The sequence below is a fragment of the Streptomyces sp. NPDC047515 genome (genome assembly GCF_040643055.1).
Taxonomy (GTDB): domain Bacteria; phylum Actinomycetota; class Actinomycetes; order Streptomycetales; family Streptomycetaceae; genus Streptomyces.
On sequence record NZ_JBEYTM010000005.1, the window covers coordinates 1 to 19,558 of the forward strand.

A 19,558-nucleotide genomic window follows, 5' to 3' on the forward strand; every position below is an offset into this window, starting at 1 on the left:
GAACCCCCGCCCCTTCGCCTGGACGAAGAGCGCCGACGAGATCCTCGAACGCCTCGCCGCATATCTTGATCGAATTCCTGGCGCAGGACACTAGTGGTGTGGGTCATAGACGTCGGGCACCGCTCCACGGTCTACGACACGTAGCCGTTTCAGGTTCTGCGGACTGCTGCGGACAGCACAACGGCCTGACCTGTCTTCTCACAGGTCAGGCCGTTATTCACGTCCAATCAGACGTTGAAGCGGAACTCCACCACGTCCCCGTCCTGCATCACATAGTCCTTGCCCTCCATGCGCGCCTTGCCCTTGGCGCGGGCCTCGGCGACCGAGCCCGTTTCGAGCAGGTCCTCGTAGGAGACGATCTCCGCCTTGATGAAGCCCTTCTGGAAGTCGGTGTGGATCACACCGGCCGCCTCGGGGGCCGTGGCGCCCTTCTTGATCGTCCAGGCGCGGGCTTCCTTCGGACCTGCCGTGAGGTAGGTCTGCAGGCCCAGGGTGTCGAAGCCGACGCGGCCGAGGGTGGCGAGGCCGGGCTCCTCCTGGCCCATGGACTGGAGGAGTTCCAGGGCCTCGTCGTCGTCGAGCTCGATCAGCTCGGACTCGATCTTGGCGTTGAGGAAGATGGCCTCGGCGGGGGCGACCAGGGCGCGCTGCTCGTTCTTGAAGTCCTCGTCGACCAGCTCGTCCTCGTCCACGTTGAAGACGTAGAGGAAGGGCTTGGTGGTGAGGAGGTGCAGCTCGTGGAGGAGCTTGCCCTTCTCCGTGCCCGCGGTGATGCCGGCGGCGAAGAGGGTCTGGCCGGACTCCAGGATCTTCTGGGCCTCCTCGACCGCGGCGAGGACCGCGACCTTCTCCTTCTGGAGACGGGACTCCTTCGTGAGGCGCGGGACGGCCTTCTCGATGGACTGGAGGTCGGCGAGGATCAGCTCGGTGTTGATCGTCTCGATGTCGTCCTTGGGCGAGACCTTGCCGTCGACGTGAACGACGTTCTCGTCCTTGAAGGCGCGGATGACCTGGCAGATCGCGTCGGACTCACGGATGTTCGCGAGGAACTTGTTGCCCAGGCCCTCACCCTCCGAAGCGCCCCGGACGATACCGGCGATGTCGACGAAGTCGACCGTCGCGGGAAGCAGCCGCTGGGAGCCGAAGATCTCCGCCAGCTTGTTCAGACGCGCGTCGGGGACGCCGACGACGCCGACGTTCGGCTCGATCGTGGCGAACGGGTAGTTGGCCGCCAGCACGTCGTTCTTGGTCAGGGCGTTGAACAGGGTCGACTTGCCGACATTCGGCAGGCCGACGATTCCGATCGTGAGCGACACGTTGGCGACTTCCTGAGGAGTGAGGAGTGAGAAGTGAGGCGAGGAGTGGTGAGCGGGTGAAAAGACGTCGGCCCGGGTGGGCCGATTCTCCAGTTTACGGGCGGGGGCAACCGGGCACCCACGGGTCCGGCCGGGGGCCGAATCGGTTCCCGTTCGGCCGTGTGGCATCGAACTCACCCCCAAGGTCACCCAAAGCGCGTGTCCCGCACCCGTTTCCTCCCGCTCGGCGACCTACGTTGTCCCGGTGGAGCAGCACAGGACACGTCCCCCGCAGCGCAGCCGGTCTCGGCAGGCCCCGCTGTCCCCGCAGGGCACCATCGACGAGGCCGCGGCCGTCTACCGGGTGATGGAAACGACGCCGGAGGGACGGTCCCGTCCGGTGCCGCCCATCGTGCTCGCGTTGCGCAGGCTGCCCAACCCCCGGCTGACCGGTATCGGCGCCGGGCTCTTCGCCGCCGCCACCATGTTCGTACTGGCATGCCTCGACTGGCTGATCCTGGACGGTTCGTCGGCCGTGTTCGGCGTGCTGTTCCTGCCGGTCAGCGCGCTGACCGCGCTGTGGGTGCGGCCCGCGGACCTGGTGACCGCGCCGATCATCGTGCCGATCGCGTTCGCCGTCGGGGTCATCCCGATCTCCGGCGGCCCGAGTGGCTTCGCGGGCCAGACCATGGCACTCGTCACCGCGCTCGCCGTGCACGCCGGGTGGTTGTACGGCGGCACTCTCGTCGCCGGGCTCATCGCGACCGTGCGGAAGGTACGGCTGATGCGGCAGCGACAGCGGCAGCGCCAGATGCTGCTCGCCGCGCAGACGGCGCGGGCCGCACAGCCGCCCCGCCGCCCCCAGCGCTGACCGAGGGAAGATACAGAGGAAGCAGGCGGGGCGGAGCGGTCGTGTGCACCGCCACCGCACACCCCGTGTGCGCCGCCGGCGTCATCGCCTACGTCGTGCCCGCCGCCGACATCGCCGCGCCCACGATGCCCGCGTTGTTCTGCAGCTCCGCAGGCACCATCTCGGCCCGTACGTGCTCGATCAGGGGCAGGAACTTGTCGGCCTTGCGGCTGACTCCGCCACCGATGATGAAGAGCTCGGGCGAGAACAGCATCTCCACGTGGGCGAGGTACTTCTGCACCCGGTGCGCCCAGTGGTGCCAGCTCAGCTCCTCGTCCTCCTTGGCCTTGGTGGAGGCGTGCTGCTCCGCGTCGTGGCCGTTCAGCTCCAGGTGGCCCAGCTCGGTGTTGGGGACGAGCTTGCCGTCGATGAAGAGGGCGCTGCCGATCCCCGTACCCAGCGTCAGGACGATCACGGTCCCCATGCGCCCGCGCCCCGCGCCGAAGGCCATCTCGGCGACGCCGGCCGCGTCCGCGTCGTTCAGGACGGTGACGGGCAGGCCGAGTCTGTCGCCGAGCAGTCCGCGGGCGTCCGTGTCGATCCAGGCCCGGTCGACGTTGGCCGCCGTACGGGTGCAGCCGCTGGTGACGACGCCCGGGAAGGTGATGCCCACCGGGCCGGACCAGTCGAAGTGGCCGACCACCTCCGCCACGCACTCGGCCACGTCCTTGGGCGTGGCCGGGTGCGGTGTCAGTACTTTGTGGCGCTCCTGCGCCAGGTCTCCGCGGTCCAGGTCCACGGGAGCGCCCTTGATCCCGGATCCGCCGATGTCCACGCCGAAGATCTGCATGCAATCCACGGTACGGGCAGGTGGCCCGGCTCACTTCCCGGAACGGGAAGCCGTCAATGCGCAGCCGTCACTTCTCCGCGAGTGCGGCGGCCTCGGCGCGCAGGTCACGGCGGAGTTCCTTGGGCAGCGAGAACGTGATGGACTCCTCGGCCGCCTTGACGATCTCCACGTCCTCGAATCCGCGCTCCGAGAGCCACGCCAGGACGCCGTCGACCAGCACCTCGGGAACGGACGCGCCCGAGGTGACACCGACCGTGGAGACACCCTCCAGCCAGGCCTCGTCGATCTCCTCGGCGAAGTCGACCAGATGGGCGTCGTTCGCACCCGCGCCGAGGGCGACCTCGACCAGGCGGACGGAGTTGGAGGAGTTCTTCGAGCCGACGACGATCACGAGGTCGGCGTCCGCGCCCATCTGCTTCACGGCGATCTGGCGGTTCTGCGTGGCGTAGCAGATGTCGTCGCTGGGCGGCGAGACCAGGAGCGGGAACTTCTCCTTGAGCGCGCCGACCGTCTCCATCGTCTCGTCGACGGAGAGGGTGGTCTGGGAGAGCCAGACGACCTTCGACGGGTCGCGCACCTCGACACCCGCGACGTCCTCGGGGCCGTCGACCAGCGTGATGTGCTCGGGGGCCTCGCCGGAGGTGCCGATGACCTCCTCGTGGCCCTCGTGACCGATCAGAAGGATGTCGAAGTCCTCCTGCGCGAAGCGGACGGCCTCCTTGTGGACCTTGGTGACCAGGGGGCAGGTCGCGTCGATCGTGGCGAGCCTCCGCTCGGCCGCCTCCGCGTGCACGGTCGGCGCGACGCCGTGCGCGGAGAACATCACGATCGAGCCCTCGGGGACCTCCGCCGTCTCCTCGACGAAGATCGCGCCCTTCTTCTCCAGGGTCTGTACGACGTACTTGTTGTGGACGATCTCGTGGCGCACATAGACCGGGGAGCCGTACTGCTCCAGGGCCTTCTCCACGGCGATCACGGCACGGTCCACGCCCGCGCAGTAGCCACGGGGAGCGGCGAGCAGGACGCGGCGGGGTGTCGTAGCAGTCATGCGCCCCATCGTAAGGCCGCGCCGGACGCGCGGAAGATCGGCGGGGTCACGAGACTGATGACCACGCGACTCAACGGAGGGCTCATGTCGGGGACGGGCAGCGGCAGCAACGGGGTCACGGAGGCCGAGGGGGCGAGCGGGGCGCACCAGGAGAAGGGCAGACTGCGGCGGACGCTCGGCTTTCGCGATCTGGTGGTCTACGGGCTCCTCTTCATCGCGCCGATGGCACCCGTCGGTGTCTTCGGCACACTCGACGCGAAATCGGGCGGCGCGGTCGCACTGGTCTATGTCGCGGCGACCGTCGTGATGGCGTTCACGGCCTTCAGTTACGCCCAGATGGTGCGCGTGGCCCCGCTGGCGGGCTCGGTCTTCGCGTACGCGCGCAAGGGGCTCGGGGAGGGGCCGGGGTTCGTCGCCGGGTGGATGGCGATGCTCGACTACCTCCTGATCCCCGCCGTCGCCTATCTCTTCTCCGGGATCGCGCTGAACGCGCTCGTGCCCTCGGTGTCGCGGTGGGTGTGGACGGCGCTCGCGGTCGTCGTCACCACACTGCTCAACCTCTGGGGTGTACGGGCCGCCGCCCGGATCGGTTTCGCGGTGCTCGCGATGGAGATCATGGTGCTGCTGGTGTTCCTGGTGTCGGCGGTGGCGGTGCTCCTACGGGGCGGGGCGCAGCGCGGCTGGCTGACCCCGTTCACCGGTGATTCCGGCTTCTCCGCGTCGGCGGTGCTGGGGGCGGTGTCGGTGGCCGTGCTGTCGTATCTGGGCTTCGACGCGATCGCCTCGTTCGCGGAGGAGGTGACAGGGGGCTCGGACAAGGTCGCGCGGGCGGTGCTGTTCTGCCTGGTGCTCGCGGGCGTCCTGTTCGTGGCGCAGGGATATCTGGCGGCGCTGCTGGAGCCGATGACGTCGGCGGAGCTGGCCTCCGATCCGGCCGCGCAGGGCTCGGCGTTCTACGACACGGTGGACTCCTCGGTCGGGACCTGGCTGCACGACCTGGTGGCGGTCAGCAAGGCGATCGGGGCGGCGTTCGCCGCGCTGGCCGGGCAGGCGGCCGCGGGGCGGCTGCTGTTCGCGATGGCCAGGGAGCGGCGGCTGCCCTCGCTGCTGTCCAAGGTCGATGCGCGGTCCGGGGTACCGCGGGTCGCGATCCTGCTGGCCGCGACGGTGACGCTGGTGGCGGCGGTGTGGGCGGCCCGGCGCGCCGACGGCCTCGACCGTCTGGTCTCGGTGGTCGACATCGGAGCGCTGACGGCGTTCGTGCTGCTGCACGCGTCGGTGGTCGGCTGGTTCACCGTCCGCCGGATGGAGGGCCCGCCGAGCTGGTGGCGGCATCTGCTGGTGCCGGTGGTGGGTGCGGGGGTGCTGATCGCGGTGATCGTGGAGGCGACCGCGAGCGCGCAGGTGGTGGGGGCGTGCTGGCTGGCCGTGGGGCTGGTGGTACTGGCGTTGCAGCGGGGGCGCCGCACGGCCTGAGGGGCCGGTGTTGCGCCGACAGCACGTGGCCGTCGGCGTGGGCGGCTGATTGTCGGTGGCGGCGGTTACGCTCGCTCGCATGGCTCTCCAAACGTCCGCGGAAGCTCCGCTGCCCGTCGGTGATGTGTCGCGGCTCATCGGGGGGTGGATCGACCGGCTCGGGGCGGTCTGGGTCGAGGGGCAGATCACCCAGCTGTCGCGGCGGCCCGGGGCCGGCGTGGTGTTTCTGACGCTGCGCGACCCGTCGCAGGACATCTCGGTGAGCGTGACGTGCTTCCGCCAGGTCTTCGAGCGGGTCGCGGACGTGGTGACGGAGGGGGCGCGGGTCGTCCTCCTCGCCAAGCCCGAGTGGTACGCGCCCCGCGGCCAGCTGTCCCTGCGGGCCACGGAGATACGGCCGGTCGGCATCGGCGAGCTGCTGGTCCGCCTTGAGCAGCTGAAGAAGTCGCTGGCCTCGGAGGGGCTCTTCGCGCTCGACCGGAAGAAGCCCCTTCCGTTCCTGCCGCAGCTGATCGGGCTGGTCTGCGGACGGGCCTCGGCGGCCGAGCGCGACGTCCTGGAGAACGCGCGGCGGCGGTGGCCCGCGGTGCGTTTCGAGGTGCGCAACACGGCGGTGCAGGGGGTGCACGCGGTCAATCAGGTGGTCCAGGCCGTGAAGGAGCTGGACGACCTGCCGGACGTCGACGTGATCGTCGTGGCGCGGGGTGGCGGCAGCGTGGAGGACCTGCTGCCGTTCTCGGACGAGCAGCTGATCCGGACGGTCGCCGCGTGCCGTACGCCGGTGGTGTCGGCGATCGGTCATGAGCCCGACTCCCCGCTGCTCGACCTGGTCGCGGATCTGCGCGCCTCCACGCCGACGGACGCGGCGAAGAAGGTCGTGCCCGATGTCGGCGAGGAGCTGGACCGGGTGCAGCAGCTGCGGGACCGTGCGCTGCGGACCGTCCGGGGGCTGCTGGACCGGGAGGAGCGGGGGCTGGCGCATGCGCTGGGCCGCCCGGCGATGGAGCGTCCCCAGCGGATGGTGGACGAGCGGGCGTCAGAGATCGATGCCCAGATCGGGCGGGGCAGGCGGGTGCTGGGGCATCTGCTGGACCGGGCGGACTCGGAGCTCGCCCACACCCGGGCGCGAGTGGTCGCGCTGTCGCCCGCCGCGACGCTGGAGCGCGGATACGCGGTGCTGCAGCGGCCCGACGGCCATGTGGTGCGGGCCCCCGCGGACGCGGGGGCGGCGGGCAATGTGCTCCGTGCGCGGGTCTCGGGTGGCGAGTTCGCGGTGCGGGTGGCCGGTGAGTGAGCGCGGACGCGGTACGAGCACGCCGGCCGGCGGCTGCTCGGCGCGCGGGCACCGGACGGGTTCGAGAGGCGGGCCCGAAGGCGATGACGGACGAGGTCGAAGGCTCCTGGCGAGCCGGAACGTAGGGTGGAGCGCATGACGGACGACGGGACCACGGCGGCTGCCGCGGGCACGCTCGGATACGAGCAGGCCCGTGACGAGCTGATCGAGGTGGTGCGCCGCCTGGAGGCGGGCGGTACGACGCTGGAGGAGTCCCTCGCGCTGTGGGAGCGGGGCGAGGAGCTGGCGAAGGTGTGCCGGCACTGGCTGGAGGGCGCGCGCGCCCGGCTGGACGCGGCCCTGGCGGGGCCGGCCGACGCCGAGGAGACCGCCACGGCAGCCGGCAACGGCTGAGACCGCCCGGCCGGGTGCGAGGGACACGGCGGCCGTCTCCCCGGCGGGCGTCGCACCGGAAGGCCGTCGGCGGCACCGAGCGGACGGCGGCGGCGCAAGAGACCCGTGCTGTGTAACGGGTCACTCCGTTCCGGTTTTAGTTGAAACTTAACCTACCTCTCCCGTACGGTGGCCGTCGTTGCTTGATCCACGTGTACGTCCGGAAGGTAATACGCACGATGTCCCTCGCTCTTGACCCCGCCGCCCAGGACCTCCTCTTCCGTGAGGCCCGCACCGCCAACACCTTCACCGACGAGCCGGTGACCGAGGAGCAGGTCCAGGCGATCTACGACCTGGTCAAGTACGGCCCCACCGCGTTCAACCAGTCGCCGCTGCGCGTCGTCCTGGTCCGCTCCGACGACGCCCGCGCGCGCCTCGTGAAGCACATGGCCGAGGGCAACCAGCCGAAGACCTCCACCGCCCCGCTGGTCGCCATCCTGGCCACCGACAACGAGTTCCACGAGGAGCTCCCGGCCCTGCTCCCGCACTTCCCGCAGGCCAAGGACGCGTTCTTCTCCGAGCGCCCGGTCCGCGAGTCGGCCGCCGCCCTCAACGGCGCCCTGCAGGCCGCGTACTTCATCATCGGCGTCCGCGCCGCCGGCCTGGCCGCGGGCCCGATGACCGGCTTCGACGCCGCGGGTATCGAGAAGGAGTTCCTGGACGGCGACCACAGCCTGCTGATGGTCGTCAACATCGGCAAGCCGGGCGAGGACGCCTGGTTCCCGCGTCTGCCGCGCCTCACCTACGACGAGGTCGTCAAGACCGTCTGATGGCCGCCGCGCGTACGGAGAAGGCCCTGGAGCACCTGATACGGCTCCAGGGCCTTCTCCGTACGCCGTGCACGGGGCGTGCGGCCCCGTGCACGGCCATCGGGGCATCGGGGCGTCGAGCCGTCAGGACGACTTGAGCGCGGCAGCCATCTCCGCCAGCCGCTCAGGCGACGCGGAACCCGTGACCACCGTGGTCGCGCCCTTGTCGTGGCGCACGAGGGCGTCGTACTTCTCGCCCTTCCAGTGCTGCCAGGTCTCGCCCGCGACCTGCTGCGTACGTCCGGTGTCCTTGGCGTCCTGGCTGACCTCGGTCACGTACTTCTTCGCCGGGGAGGTGGACTGTTCCACCGCGACGTACTTGCCCTCCGGGTCGAGAAAGCCCAGGTGCCAGCTGTTGCCGGCCTTGCGGTCGTAACTGACCGAGGTCGGCTTCCACTCCTTGGCCAGACCGTCCGGCGCGGCCACCGGATACGGCGCCGCGCGCCGCGCCGTCAGCAGCTCCACCCGGTAGTCGACCGGCTTGACCGGGTTGGCGTTCTCGTCGTGCGGGACGAAGATGTAAACAACGCCTGCCGCGGCGGAGATGACCACCATCGACAGGAACATGTCCCGCACCGTCTGCTTGCCTCGCTTGCTAGCCACGGGTCCATGGTCGCATTAGGCCCAGTGGGCCCGAGCCGGGGGCAACCGCTCATAAGTGACCCGGTCTGCTCATTTTGTCGACCTGACGATAGAGTCACAGCACCCTCTTCCGGTCGTCGTCGTACAGAAAGGTGCGCTCCGATGTCCGAGCATCATCTGCCGTCTCAGCTGGAGGTCTCCCCCGAGGCCCCCGACCGCAACCTGGCCCTGGAGTTGGTCCGGGTCACCGAGGCCGCCGCCATGGCAGCAGGACGCTGGGTGGGCCGCGGCGACAAGATCGGCGCCGACGGTGCCGCCGTGAAGGCCATGCGGACCCTCGTCTCGACCGTCTCGATGAACGGCGTCGTCGTCATCGGCGAGGGCGAGAAGGACGAAGCCCCCATGCTGTTCAACGGCGAGCGCGTCGGTGACGGCACCGGTCCCGAGGTCGACATCGCTGTGGACCCGATCGACGGTACGACCCTGAACGCCAAGGGCATGCCGAACGCGATCGCCGTCCTGGCCGCCGCCGACCGCGGCGCCATGTTCGACCCGTCCGCGGTCTTCTACATGGACAAGCTGGTCACCGGACCCGAGGCCGCCGACTTCGTCGACATCAACGCGCCCGTCTCGGTGAACATCCGCCGCGTCGCGAAGGCGAAGAACTCCGCCCCCGAGGACGTCACCGTCGTCGTCCTGGACCGCCCCCGCCACGACGGCATCGTCAAGGAGATCCGGGAGACCGGCGCCCGGATCAAGTTCATCTCCGACGGCGATGTCGCGGGCTCGATCATGGCCGCCCGCGAGGGCACCGGCGTCGACCTGCTCATGGGCATCGGCGGCACCCCCGAAGGCATCATCTCGGCCTGCGCCATAAAGTGCCTCGGCGGTGTCATCCAGGGCAAGCTCTGGCCGAAGGACGAGGCCGAGCGGCAGCGCGCGCTGGACGCCGGGCACGACCTGGACCGGGTGCTGTCCACCGACGACCTGGTCAGCGGCGACAACGTCTTCTTCGTCGCGACCGGCATCACCGACGGCGAGCTGATGCGCGGCGTGCGGTACCGCGCGGAGACGGCGACCACCGAGTCGATCGTCATGCGGTCCAAGTCCGGCACCATCCGGAAGATCGACTCGACGCACCGGCTGTCGAAGCTGCGCGCCTACAGCGCCATCGACTTCGACCGCGCGAAGTAGACCCGGTCCCGGAAGGCCGGTCCGACCCCTGGAGGCGGATCCGGCCCGGGAGACGGATCCGCGACGCGGATCCCCCGAGAACGCGAAGAGGCGCCCCCGTGTGCGGTGGGGGCGCCTCTTCGGGTGTACGGGCACGGGCGGACACGCGCCCGCGCGGCCCGGCACCCGGCCGGTCAGCCCGCCGCGGCGACGCGGCCCGTGACGCCGGAGGACGCGGAGGATGCCTTGAGCTCCATCTCGCGACGTCTGCGACGAGCGAGCACCACACGGCGTTCGGCGGCGGTGAGGCCGCCCCACACCCCGTACGGCTCCGGCTGTATAAGGGCGTGTTCCTGGCATTCGACCATCACCGGACAGCGCGCGCAGACCCGCTTCGCGGACTCCTCGCGCGCGAGTCTGGCAGCAGTCGGCTCCTTCGACGGGGCGAAGAACAGCCCGGCTTCGTCCCGGCGGCACACCGCCTCCGAGTGCCAGGGACCGGTCCGGTCCTCCCGAGCGGGGGTGCGCCGGGGAGGGACGGCGGCGACCTGCAGGGGCTGATGCGGCAGTTGCAGCACGGTCTACTCCTGACGACGGACGGCTTCGCGAGCGAGAGACGATGCAGCACTCCCTACCCGCTGCGCGTGCGCCTATGCACTGCGTGGCACCCGGCTCCAGGGTGCGAAATTGCGTCCGGTCAGGAATTTGGCTTGATTTCGAAGGACTTCGAAGGGCTTACGCGGACTTCGACGGACTTCGGCGGAGACCGAAAGGATTCGGAGAAGTCCGGAGAAGTCCGAAACGGTTCGGAGCGGCTCGGAAGTGTGTGAAGGAGGGCGGACCGAGCCCCTCAGCCGAGGTATTTGCGCAGCCGGTCCTGGAGATCCGCGATGAACTTCCCCCGCTTGGGCTTCGCTTCGACGCTGCCGAACACCGAATATCCGTTGACGACGACCACGGGCGCCTCGGGATCCGCGGATTCCAGTGTGGCGACTTCGAAATTGCCGAAGACACCCGTGCCGCTGCCGCGCAGCGAGATGTTCTCCGGGACCTTGATCTCGACACTTCCGAAGATGGCGGTCGCATTGATCACCGTGAGCCTCTGACCGAAAAGCGCCTCGGTCAGATCGATCTCCACACTGCCGAAGAGCGCGAAGGCGTTGGTACGGCCACCGACCCGCCAACGGCCCTTGCGGGTGGAGCTGCTGAAGATCGCCACCAGGTTCTCGGCGGGCCCCGCCGGGCCCTCCGCGCCGTGGGCGCCGGGCATGGCGGCCGAGCGGGAGGCGCCTGGGGGGGCGGGCAGATCCCGTACCAGCGGTTCGAGTTCGCCGACCGTCTTGGCGCGGTAGACCGCGTCGACCCGCTCGCCGTGTTCCTCGGCGGTGAGCCGGCCCTCGGCCAGGGCCTCGCGCAGGATGTCCGCGATCCGGTCGCGGTCCGCGTCGGAGGCACGGATACCGGCCGGCTCCGCCGGGGCCACGGAGGGCTGCTGAGGGTGCTTTTCGAGGTCCACCGGCCCAGCGTACCCAAACGCGATAGATCGCGACTAGCCCCCGCCCCGCCTCCGCCGTGTCGCCCGCGTCCGGGCGGATGCCGAACTGAGCCCTACCTCACAGCTTCGGCCTCCGCTCGGGGTTCTACCCTGGTGGGTGCGCTGCCCAAGGGAGGCCAGCCGCCGTCTGCCGAGTGAGGAATGGCCGTAATGCCTGAGTTTGCGTACTCCGATCTGCTCCCTCTGGGAGAGGACACCACGCCGTATCGTCTGGTGACCTCCGAGGGTGTCTCCACCTTCGAGGCCGACGGTCGTACGTTCCTCAAGGTCGCCCCGGAGGCGCTGCGCACCCTGGCCGCCGAGGCCATGCACGACATCTCGCACTACCTGCGCCCCGCCCACCTGGCGCAGCTGCGGCGGATCGTGGACGACCCCGAGGCGTCGTCCAACGACAAGTTCGTCGCGCTCGACCTGCTGAAGAACGCGAACATCGCCGCCGCGGGCGTCCTGCCGATGTGCCAGGACACGGGCACCGCGATCGTCATGGGCAAGCGCGGGCAGAACGTACTCACCGAGGGCGGTGACGAGGAGGCCCTGTCGCACGGCATCTTCGACGCGTACACCAAGCTCAACCTGCGCTATTCGCAGATGGCTCCGCTCACCATGTGGGAGGAGAAGAACACCGGCTCGAATCTGCCGGCCCAGGTCGAGCTGTACGCCACCGACGGCGGCGCGTACAAATTCCTCTTCATGGCGAAGGGCGGCGGCTCGGCCAACAAGTCGTTCCTCTTCCAGGAGACGAAGGCCGTGCTGAACGAGGCCTCCATGATGAAGTTCCTGGAGGAGAAGATCCGTTCGCTGGGTACGGCCGCCTGCCCGCCGTACCACCTGGCGATCGTCGTCGGCGGTACGTCGGCCGAGTTCGCCCTGAAGACGGCGAAGTACGCCTCCGCGCACTACCTGGACGAGCTGCCCGCCGAGGGCTCCCCCACCGGTCACGGCTTCCGGGACAAGGAGCTGGAGGAGAAGGTCTTCGAGCTGACGCAGAAGATCGGCATCGGTGCCCAGTTCGGCGGCAAGTACTTCTGCCACGACGTGCGGGTCGTCCGCCTCCCGCGCCACGGCGCCTCGCTCCCCGTCGCGATCGCCGTGTCCTGCTCGGCGGACCGCCAGGCCACCGCGAAGATCACCGCCGAGGGCGTCTTCCTGGAGCAGTTGGAGAAGGACCCGGCCCGCTTCCTGCCCGACACCACCGACGAGCACCTCGACGAGGCGGGCGACGTCGTCGAGATCGACCTGAACCGGCCGATGGACGACATCCTCGCCGAGCTGACCAAGTACCCGGTCAAGACCAGGCTCTCGCTGACCGGCCCGCTGGTCGTGGCCCGCGACATCGCGCACGCCAAGATCAAGGAGCGGCTGGACGCGGGCGAGGAGATGCCTCAGTACCTGAAGGACCACCCGGTCTACTACGCGGGCCCGGCGAAGACGCCCGAGGGCTACGCCTCCGGCTCCTTCGGTCCGACGACGGCGGGGCGGATGGACAGCTACGTCGCGCAGTTCCAGGCGGCGGGCGGCTCCAAGGTGATGCTCGCCAAGGGCAACCGGTCCAAGCAGGTCACCGACGCGTGCGACGCCCACGGCGGTTTCTACCTGGGCTCGATCGGCGGCCCGGCGGCGCGCCTCGCGCAGGACTGCATCAAGAAGGTCGAGGTCGTCGAGTACGAGGAGCTCGGCATGGAAGCGGTGTGGAAGATCGAGGTCGAGGACTTCCCCGCGTTCGTCGTCGTCGACGACAAGGGCAACGACTTCTTCACCGAGCCCGCCCCGGCGCCGACGTTCACCAGCATTCCGGTGCGGGGTCCGGGTCTCGCCTGATGCGTTGAGACGTACGGGACCACGGGACGCGGACGACGTGCGCGAGGCGAACGGAGCCGGCGTCCCGCCGGGGACGCCGGGCCGGATGGATCACGGCTGGGCGCCCCCGTGGGCGCTTCTCACTGCTCCAGCAGGCCCGACGTCGCGATCAGATAACCGAGTTGGGCGCGGCTGTTGCTGCCGAGCTGCTCGGAGACCCTGCGCACGTGCTCCGCGACGGAGCGGCGGCTCATGCCGATCCGGCGGGCGATCGACTCGTCCGTCTCGCCGCCCACGACCGCCTGCAGGATGGTGCGTTGCAGGTCGGAGGTGACGACGGGGGTGCGCAGCGGTACGCGTTCCGGTCGCACCGGGACCGAGCGGGCCCAGGCTTCGTCGAAGTGCCGGACCAGGAAGCGGACCAGGGACGGGTGCTGGATGCGCAGAGCGCTGTGCGGCTCGTCGGAGTACGGGACGAACGCGAGGTTCCGGTCGAAGACGATGATCCGGTCGACGACCTCGGCGAGCGTTCCGACCTCGGCGCCCTCGGTGGTCACCCGCTCGATGTAGGCGAGCGTCGTACGGTCCGAGCGGACGGTGTGCTGATAGATCGTCCGCTGCCGGATGCCCCTGCGCAGCTTGCTCAGGTCCCGGCGCAACGCCGCCTCAAGCGTATGCGCGGGACAGCCGCCGCCGGGCTGGGCGGTGCGGACCTCCTCGCGGCAGCCGGCGACGCCGGCGTCGATCGCCTTGCCGATGACGGCCGCGCCGGAGAGCCGGGTGAGCGCGGGCTGTTCGAGCCGGTGCACATCGGCGTACAGGCCCTCGAAGACGGCCAGCGCGGCGCGGGCCGAACGGAGCGTGCGACGCTGCTGGGCGATCGTCTCCTCGATGGGCCCGAGCGCGTCGAACGAGGCGGTCTCGGGCGGTACGGGAATCAGGTACCCGGGTGAGTCGCGGTCCTCCACCATCAGATGAAGGCGGCTCAGAGCCTGTCGGGCGGCCTTCGATCGGACAGCGGACGCGGTCTGGTGCGTGCGATTCCAAGGCGCCGGGATGGCCTCGAATGGGGTCTCCCCTGCTCGAACGAAGCTGAGAGCTCGGGGATGGAGCTACTAGGACATCTCGGCAACGCGGGAGGGGGTCCCCCCTGGCCCTCAAGGCCTTGGGGGAGTGCGTGCCAGGGCGTGGCCGCCCGATCAGAGGCCGCCCGACAGGCTCTCAGACAGCGGGCCACGTCGCCCGCCGGAAGGCTTCCCTCCGTGAGCGCGCGCCGATAGGCCGTGAGGGCCGTGTCGCAGACGCGATCCGATGACGATTCGCGGCAATCACACACCCGTGGGCGGGAATGATCGTCCTTCACAACCATGCAGATTACATTCGTGCAATCCGGAGGCCCTGGGCGAGCACGGCCGCTCGGTGACGATGGGCCGGTGACGCACGACATCGAGCACGGGAACGACCGGCCGGACCGCGTGCCGGACATCGATCCGGACATCGATCCGGCCGGCGCGGCAGGCGGCGAGCGCCGGTATCGAGTCCTCGTCGCCGGTTACTCGCTCTCCTCGTACGGCACCTTCCTGAACATGGTGGCGCTCAATCTGTTCGTCTACGAGACGACGGGCAGGGCGCTCGCGATGGGCCTGTTCATGGCCGTGCGTCTGGGGTCCGGATTCGTCGCCGGACTCGCGGCCGGTGTTCTCCTCGCCCGATTCACGGCCAAGAGCGTCATGCTGTGGACGAATGTGGCGCAGGCGGCGGTCATGCTGTCGCTGGTCCTCGCGCCGGATGGGATGCGCACGGCGGCGCTGATGGCCGTTTCCGTGGTGGTCGGCGCCTGCGGAACGCTTTTCATGGTGTCCCTGCGCAGTTCCATTCCCGAGATGGTCGGCTACGACCGCCGGTCCTGGGCGAACTCCCTTTCCATCACGGGGCGTTCGCTGGCCATGGTGGCGGGGTTCGCTTCGGCGGGAGTGGTGGTCTCGCTGGTCGGCTACACCGCGGCGTTCGTGGTGGACATGGCCACCTTCGTGGTCTGTGCCGTGACGGTGGCTCTGCTGCCGATCGCGGGCGGCGGAGGGAAGGACGCCCGGCCGGATTCGGAGGGGGATTCCGGCGGGCGTACGCGGGAGGGGAAGAGGGGGGCCGGGGCCGGGCGGCGGCGGTTGCCGGGGGCGTTCCTCCGGTCCGCCGTCGCACCCGGCCTCGGTCTGATGGTGGTGCTGCGCGGTGTGGACGCCTTCGGTTCGTCCTCCCACAACGCCGCGCTGCCGGTCTACTCCGCCGGGCTCGACGCCTCGCGCCCGGCCGTGTTCGTCAGCGCGTTCTGGAGTCTGTGGGCGCTGGGGAACGTCGTCGCCCAGCAGCTGGTCCAGTGGTACGCGGCACGCACCGGGCGGTCGGTGGGGGCACCGGGTTTCGGGTACGGCACATGTCTGATGTCCGGGGCGTTCATCCTGGCGTTCGCCGGGTTCCCGTACGCGGCGACCGCTGCGATCGCACTGGTCGCGGGGGCGGCCGACGGACTCACCGAGGTCTCGTACACCTCGCATCTGCAGACGCTCCCCGCGGATCTGCGCGGTCATGCGTTCGGACTCTCCGCGACCGTCGAGAACCTCGGGTTCGGCGTCGGCATGATCCTCGTCGCGGCGGCGCTCGACAGCCACAGCCCGCTGACCGTCGTCGCCTGGTCGCACGGGGGGGCCCTCGTGGTCGCCGTCGTGTTCCTGATCAGGGTGGCGGGGCCGCGGAGCGGGGATCGTGTCCCCGCTCCGCGCTCCGGCGCCGATCGCGGCGGGCAGGTGCGGTGAGGCTTCGCGTACGACTGTATTCAGCCAATCTTGGGACGATCACCGGGAGGCCGGCCGCGCGGCCCCGCGCAGGCGTGCGGACCGGGGACGCGCGGCCGTCACCGGGGCCTCGGCCGCCGCGTGCGGTACGGGGCGCGGGCTCCCGCGAGGTCCGCGAGCCAGTGGCGGCGGGCACGGACGGTGTCGGGGAGCCGGATGCCGCGCGTCCGGGCCCTGCGGAACGTCTCCCCGGACGCGTGTCCGGCGCGGGTCGGCCGCACCACCGTCTCCGCTCGCGCATGCCTTCGACCGCCTCGCGCCCGGGTCCGGGCGGGCCGGAGCGGCACCACCGCTTTCGCGCAGCGGGCCGGGCCGCGGACTTGCGCCGTGCCGGGCCGCCGCGGTGGGTTGTCGGACGTTCCTGACGCGCTCCGCCGACCCAAGGAATCAGGAAACCGTCCCGGGGCACCGGGACCCGCACCTGGAGGCCCGGGAGCCGACCACCACCCCCCACACCCCCACGCCCCCCGAACGCCTGCCGCGCCGAGCGGCCCGGCGCGGGTTCGTCCCTCTCGCCTCTCACCCCCACCCTCACCGTCGAACACCGGAAAGGCGGACACCGTATGTCGCCGCTCCCCCGTCGCAGCCACGCCGACGACCTGCTGTCCTTCATCAGGGACAGCCCATCCCCCTACCACGCGGTGGCGAGCGCCGCCCAGCGTCTTGAGAAGGCCGGCTTCCGTGAACTCCACGGCACGGAGGACTGGACGGGCGCGACCGGCGGCGCCTTCGTCGCCCGGGGCGGCGCCCTGATGGCCTGGTACGTCCCCGAGGACGCACCCGCCCACACCCCCTTCCGGATCGTCGGTGCCCACACCGACTCACCGAACCTGCGGGTCAAGCCCGTCCCCGACACCGGGTCGGCGGGCTGGCGCCAGATCGCCGTGGAGGTCTACGGAGGCGTGCCGCTGAACACCTGGCTCGACCGGGATCTGGGCATCTCCGGGCGGCTGACGCTGCGCGGCCCCGACGGCGGCGTCGGGTCCCGGCTCGTCCGGATCGACGAACCGCTGGCGCGGGTGCCCCAGTTGGCCATCCATCTGGACCATACGGTCAACGACGGGCTCGCGCTCGACCGGCAGCGCCATCTCACCCCGCTCTGGGCCCTCGGGGCCCCCGAGGAGGGTGCGCTGCTGCGCCGGGTCGCGGCGGCGGCGGAGGTGGACCGGGACGACGTCCTCGGCTGGGACCTGATGCTCCATGACACCCAGCCGCCCGGATACCTGGGCGCGGACCGGGAGTTCGTGGTGGCCTCCCGGCTGGACAACCTGGTGTCGGTGCACGCGGGCGTCACGGCCCTGGTGGGTGCGGCGACCGGGGCCGAGGAGCCCTCGTGCATCCCCGTCCTGGCGGCCTTCGACCACGAGGAGGTCGGCAGCGGTTCGGAGACGGGGGCGCAGGGGCCCCTGCTGGAACGGGTCCTCGGCCGTTCGGTCACCGCGCGTGGCGGCAGCGCCGAGGACTGGTCCCGCGCCCTGTTCGGCTCCTTCTGCGTCTCCGCCGACATGACGCACGCGGTGCACCCCAACTACGCGGAGCGGCACGATCCGGGCCACTGTCCGCTGCCCAACGGCGGGCCCACGGTCAAGGTCAACGTCAATCAGCGCTACGCCACCGACGGCGCCGGCATGGCGGTGTTCACGGCGGCGTGCGAGCGGGCGGGCGTGCCGCGGCAGTCGTTCGTCTCCAACAACGCGAGGCCGTGCGGCACGTCGATCGGCCCGCTGACCGCGGCCCGGTTCGGTGTCGCGACGGTCGACGTGGGGGTGCCCGGACTGTCCATGCACTCGGCACGCGAGCTGTGCGGGGCGGACGACCCCGGTCATCTGGCCGCCGTCCTGGGCGCTTTCGTGACCTCCGGCTGACGCGCCGGCCGGTGCGGAAGGGATGGGGCGGGGCCCGACGTGCTCCCCGCCCCACCCCACCGGGATTGAGAACTACGCGAACCGCTGCTGCGCGCTGCCGTCGCAGCTCTGCAGCCTCAACGGGTCCTTGGCCGCCGCGAGCGTCAGGCACAGACCGGTCGAAGCCGCCGGACGCAGGGTCCCCGACTGCTTGACGAACTGCTGGTTGGCCGCGCCCGAGCAGTCCCACAGGATGAGTGTGGCGCCCGCCTTGTAGTCGGCGCCCGGCACGTCGAGGCACCGGTCGTGGCTCAGCTCGGTACGGATGTTCTTCGTGCCGGAGTCGTACCACCAGCCCTGGTTGCGGCCGCCGTGGCAGTCCCAGCCGGCGATCCGGGTGTTGTTGCGGGTCACCGAGGCGGGAACGTCCACGCAGGTGCCCGTGGCCTCGTTCTTCAGGGGCTTGAAGACGTCGTCCCACGCCGCGGCCTGGAGAACCGGCTGTCCGGTGCTCGCCGGGTCGGCGCAGCTCGCCTCGCGCAGGGACGAGTTGTAGATCTGGGTCAGGCAGGAGGCGAAGGCGGCGTGGCCGCGCGCGTTCGGGTGGAAGGACTGCCGGACGGAGTTGGAGTCCGGCGGGAAGTGCGACAGGTCGATGTAGAGGCCGCGGGCCCAGGTGTTGTCGCTGCAGACCTCGTGGCCGTGGAAGAGCCGGGAGTTGTCGAGGTAGACGGCCCCGGTGTCGGCCGCGGCCTTGCGCATTCCGCGCTCGAAGGCGGGGACCGCGACGTCACGGCCCCAGGCGGCGTCGGAGTCGTATCCGGCGCAGCCACCGGGAAGCTTGCCGGGGAAGTTCGGGTTGTCGTAGAAGTCCGGGCCGATCGGGCTCGGGTAGCCCATGACCACGAGCTTGTAGTCGCTGTTGGCGTATCCGGCGTCCGACATGACGGTCTTCAGGTCGCGCACCGTCTTCTCGACCTTGGGGACGAGTCCGTCGACGCGCGCCTGCCAGCCGCCCTCGTACTTCGGCCGGCAGGTGCCCTGGGAGAGCACCCAGCGCTGGACGCAGTCCGTCATGACCGGGCCGAACTGGAGGTCGTCATTGGCGCCGGCGACCAGCACGATCATCTTGATGCGGGTGTTGCGGGCCTTGATGGCGAGGTTGTCGCTCTGCACGAGCTCGTCGGCGTACTGCTTCGATCCGCCGGTCACGATGTTGCCGGTGTACGCACCGGAGCAGGAGACGTTGTACGTGACGTCGGCCGGGATGCCGGTGCGGTGGATGGCGGAGTCGGGCGAGCGGTGGCACCAGTTGTCGGGGCCGTTGGTGCCCGCCTCGTACGTGCCGACGCCCTCGCCGGAGATCTCGCTGTCGCCGAGCGAGATCAGCCCGGTCTTGCGGTCGGCGAGCGGACGCTGGGCCGGGTCGCCGTACAGCCGGGTGGCCTCGGCGGCGCGGATGGCCTCCAGTTCGGGTGACAGGGGGGTGGATGCGGTAGTGGTGGTGCCGGACCGGTCCGCCGCGCCCGCCGGTCCTGCGGCGGCGGCCGTACCGCCCCATACCGCCGCCATGGCCGCGGCGGCCGCGACCGTACAGCGAAGTCTGTGCCTGGTGCGCCTCATTGCGCCTCCCCGGGTTGTGGTTACCCCCGGTATTTACTGGTCGGTAGGCGACTTGGGAATAGACAGAACAAGACAAGTGCT

At 70.4% G+C, this 19,558-nt stretch carries 17 protein-coding genes; 9 read left to right on the forward strand and 8 right to left on the reverse strand.

From position 1 onward, the window contains the following. Window positions 1–227 precede the first annotated feature (227 nt). Window positions 228–1,316 (reverse strand): redox-regulated ATPase YchF, encoded by a 1,089-nt coding sequence (gene ychF / locus ABZ826_RS05375; protein ID WP_361442512.1) that lies wholly within the window; start codon window positions 1,314–1,316, stop codon window positions 228–230. A gap of 244 nt (window positions 1,317–1,560) precedes the next feature. Between ychF and ABZ826_RS05380 the strand changes: the two genes are divergently transcribed. Further along, on the forward strand, window positions 1,561–2,166 hold the full coding sequence (locus ABZ826_RS05380; RefSeq protein ID WP_361442515.1) for a DUF6542 domain-containing protein: 606 nt from the start codon (window positions 1,561–1,563) through the stop codon (window positions 2,164–2,166). 88 nt (window positions 2,167–2,254) lie between these two features. Here ABZ826_RS05380 and ppgK read toward each other — a convergent pair whose 3' ends face one another. Continuing rightward, a complete protein-coding gene (gene ppgK, locus ABZ826_RS05385) occupies window positions 2,255–2,995 on the reverse strand; it encodes a polyphosphate--glucose phosphotransferase (RefSeq protein ID WP_361442518.1) in 741 nt (246 codons plus the stop codon). Window positions 2,996–3,062: 67 nt separating this feature from the next. Beyond that, complete coding sequence (locus ABZ826_RS05390; RefSeq protein ID WP_361442521.1) at window positions 3,063–4,043, reverse strand: 4-hydroxy-3-methylbut-2-enyl diphosphate reductase; 981 nt, start codon at window positions 4,041–4,043, stop codon at window positions 3,063–3,065. An 84-nt stretch (window positions 4,044–4,127) separates the two neighbouring features. On the opposite strand from ABZ826_RS05390, the gene ABZ826_RS05395 reads away from it, so the two are divergent. From ABZ826_RS05395 to ABZ826_RS05410, 4 genes are all read left to right on the forward strand, one after another. Continuing rightward, on the forward strand, window positions 4,128–5,519 hold the full coding sequence (locus ABZ826_RS05395; RefSeq protein ID WP_361443125.1) for an APC family permease: 1,392 nt from the start codon (window positions 4,128–4,130) through the stop codon (window positions 5,517–5,519). Between the two features lie 79 nt (window positions 5,520–5,598). After that, complete coding sequence (gene xseA, locus ABZ826_RS05400) at window positions 5,599–6,813, forward strand: exodeoxyribonuclease VII large subunit (protein WP_361442524.1); 1,215 nt, start codon at window positions 5,599–5,601, stop codon at window positions 6,811–6,813. Window positions 6,814–6,948: 135 nt separating this feature from the next. Beyond that, window positions 6,949–7,206: an exodeoxyribonuclease VII small subunit gene (locus ABZ826_RS05405; protein WP_361442527.1), complete on the forward strand. Its 258-nt coding sequence runs from the start codon at window positions 6,949–6,951 to the stop codon at window positions 7,204–7,206. Window positions 7,207–7,424: 218 nt separating this feature from the next. Further along, window positions 7,425–8,015: a malonic semialdehyde reductase gene (locus ABZ826_RS05410; protein ID WP_361442530.1), complete on the forward strand. Its 591-nt coding sequence runs from the start codon at window positions 7,425–7,427 to the stop codon at window positions 8,013–8,015. A gap of 123 nt (window positions 8,016–8,138) precedes the next feature. On the opposite strand, the gene ABZ826_RS05415 is transcribed toward ABZ826_RS05410, so the two are convergent. Next, window positions 8,139–8,657, reverse strand: a complete 519-nt coding sequence (locus tag ABZ826_RS05415; protein ID WP_361442533.1) for a DUF4245 domain-containing protein — start codon at window positions 8,655–8,657, stop codon at window positions 8,139–8,141. A 141-nt stretch (window positions 8,658–8,798) separates the two neighbouring features. On the opposite strand from ABZ826_RS05415, the gene glpX reads away from it, so the two are divergent. After that, complete coding sequence (gene glpX / locus ABZ826_RS05420) at window positions 8,799–9,830, forward strand: class II fructose-bisphosphatase (protein WP_351785198.1); 1,032 nt, start codon at window positions 8,799–8,801, stop codon at window positions 9,828–9,830. Window positions 9,831–10,003: 173 nt separating this feature from the next. Here glpX and ABZ826_RS05425 read toward each other — a convergent pair whose 3' ends face one another. Both ABZ826_RS05425 and ABZ826_RS05430 read right to left on the reverse strand, forming a co-directional pair. Further along, window positions 10,004–10,387, reverse strand: a complete 384-nt coding sequence (locus tag ABZ826_RS05425; protein WP_361442537.1) for a WhiB family transcriptional regulator — start codon at window positions 10,385–10,387, stop codon at window positions 10,004–10,006. A gap of 272 nt (window positions 10,388–10,659) precedes the next feature. Then, complete coding sequence (locus ABZ826_RS05430) at window positions 10,660–11,325, reverse strand: DUF1707 domain-containing protein (RefSeq protein WP_361442540.1); 666 nt, start codon at window positions 11,323–11,325, stop codon at window positions 10,660–10,662. Window positions 11,326–11,514: 189 nt separating this feature from the next. On the opposite strand from ABZ826_RS05430, the gene ABZ826_RS05435 reads away from it, so the two are divergent. Continuing rightward, window positions 11,515–13,182 carry a fumarate hydratase gene (locus ABZ826_RS05435; protein WP_361442543.1) on the forward strand — a complete coding sequence of 556 codons (1,668 nt, stop codon included), beginning with the start codon at window positions 11,515–11,517 and terminating at the stop codon, window positions 13,180–13,182. Between the two features lie 119 nt (window positions 13,183–13,301). Here ABZ826_RS05435 and ABZ826_RS05440 read toward each other — a convergent pair whose 3' ends face one another. Next, a complete protein-coding gene (locus ABZ826_RS05440) occupies window positions 13,302–14,132 on the reverse strand; it encodes a LuxR C-terminal-related transcriptional regulator (protein ID WP_361442546.1) in 831 nt (276 codons plus the stop codon). A 462-nt stretch (window positions 14,133–14,594) separates the two neighbouring features. Here ABZ826_RS05440 and ABZ826_RS05445 point away from each other — a divergent pair, with 462 nt between their 5' ends. Together ABZ826_RS05445 and ABZ826_RS05450 are read left to right on the forward strand one after the other, a co-directional pair. After that, a complete protein-coding gene (locus tag ABZ826_RS05445) occupies window positions 14,595–15,971 on the forward strand; it encodes an MFS transporter (protein WP_361442549.1) in 1,377 nt (458 codons plus the stop codon). Window positions 15,972–16,573: 602 nt separating this feature from the next. Next, a complete protein-coding gene (locus ABZ826_RS05450; protein WP_361442552.1) occupies window positions 16,574–17,875 on the forward strand; it encodes a M18 family aminopeptidase in 1,302 nt (433 codons plus the stop codon). 72 nt (window positions 17,876–17,947) lie between these two features. Here ABZ826_RS05450 and ABZ826_RS05455 read toward each other — a convergent pair whose 3' ends face one another. Next, on the reverse strand, window positions 17,948–19,477 hold the full coding sequence (locus ABZ826_RS05455) for a ricin-type beta-trefoil lectin domain protein (protein ID WP_361442555.1): 1,530 nt from the start codon (window positions 19,475–19,477) through the stop codon (window positions 17,948–17,950). Between the last annotated feature and the right edge of the window lie 81 nt (window positions 19,478–19,558).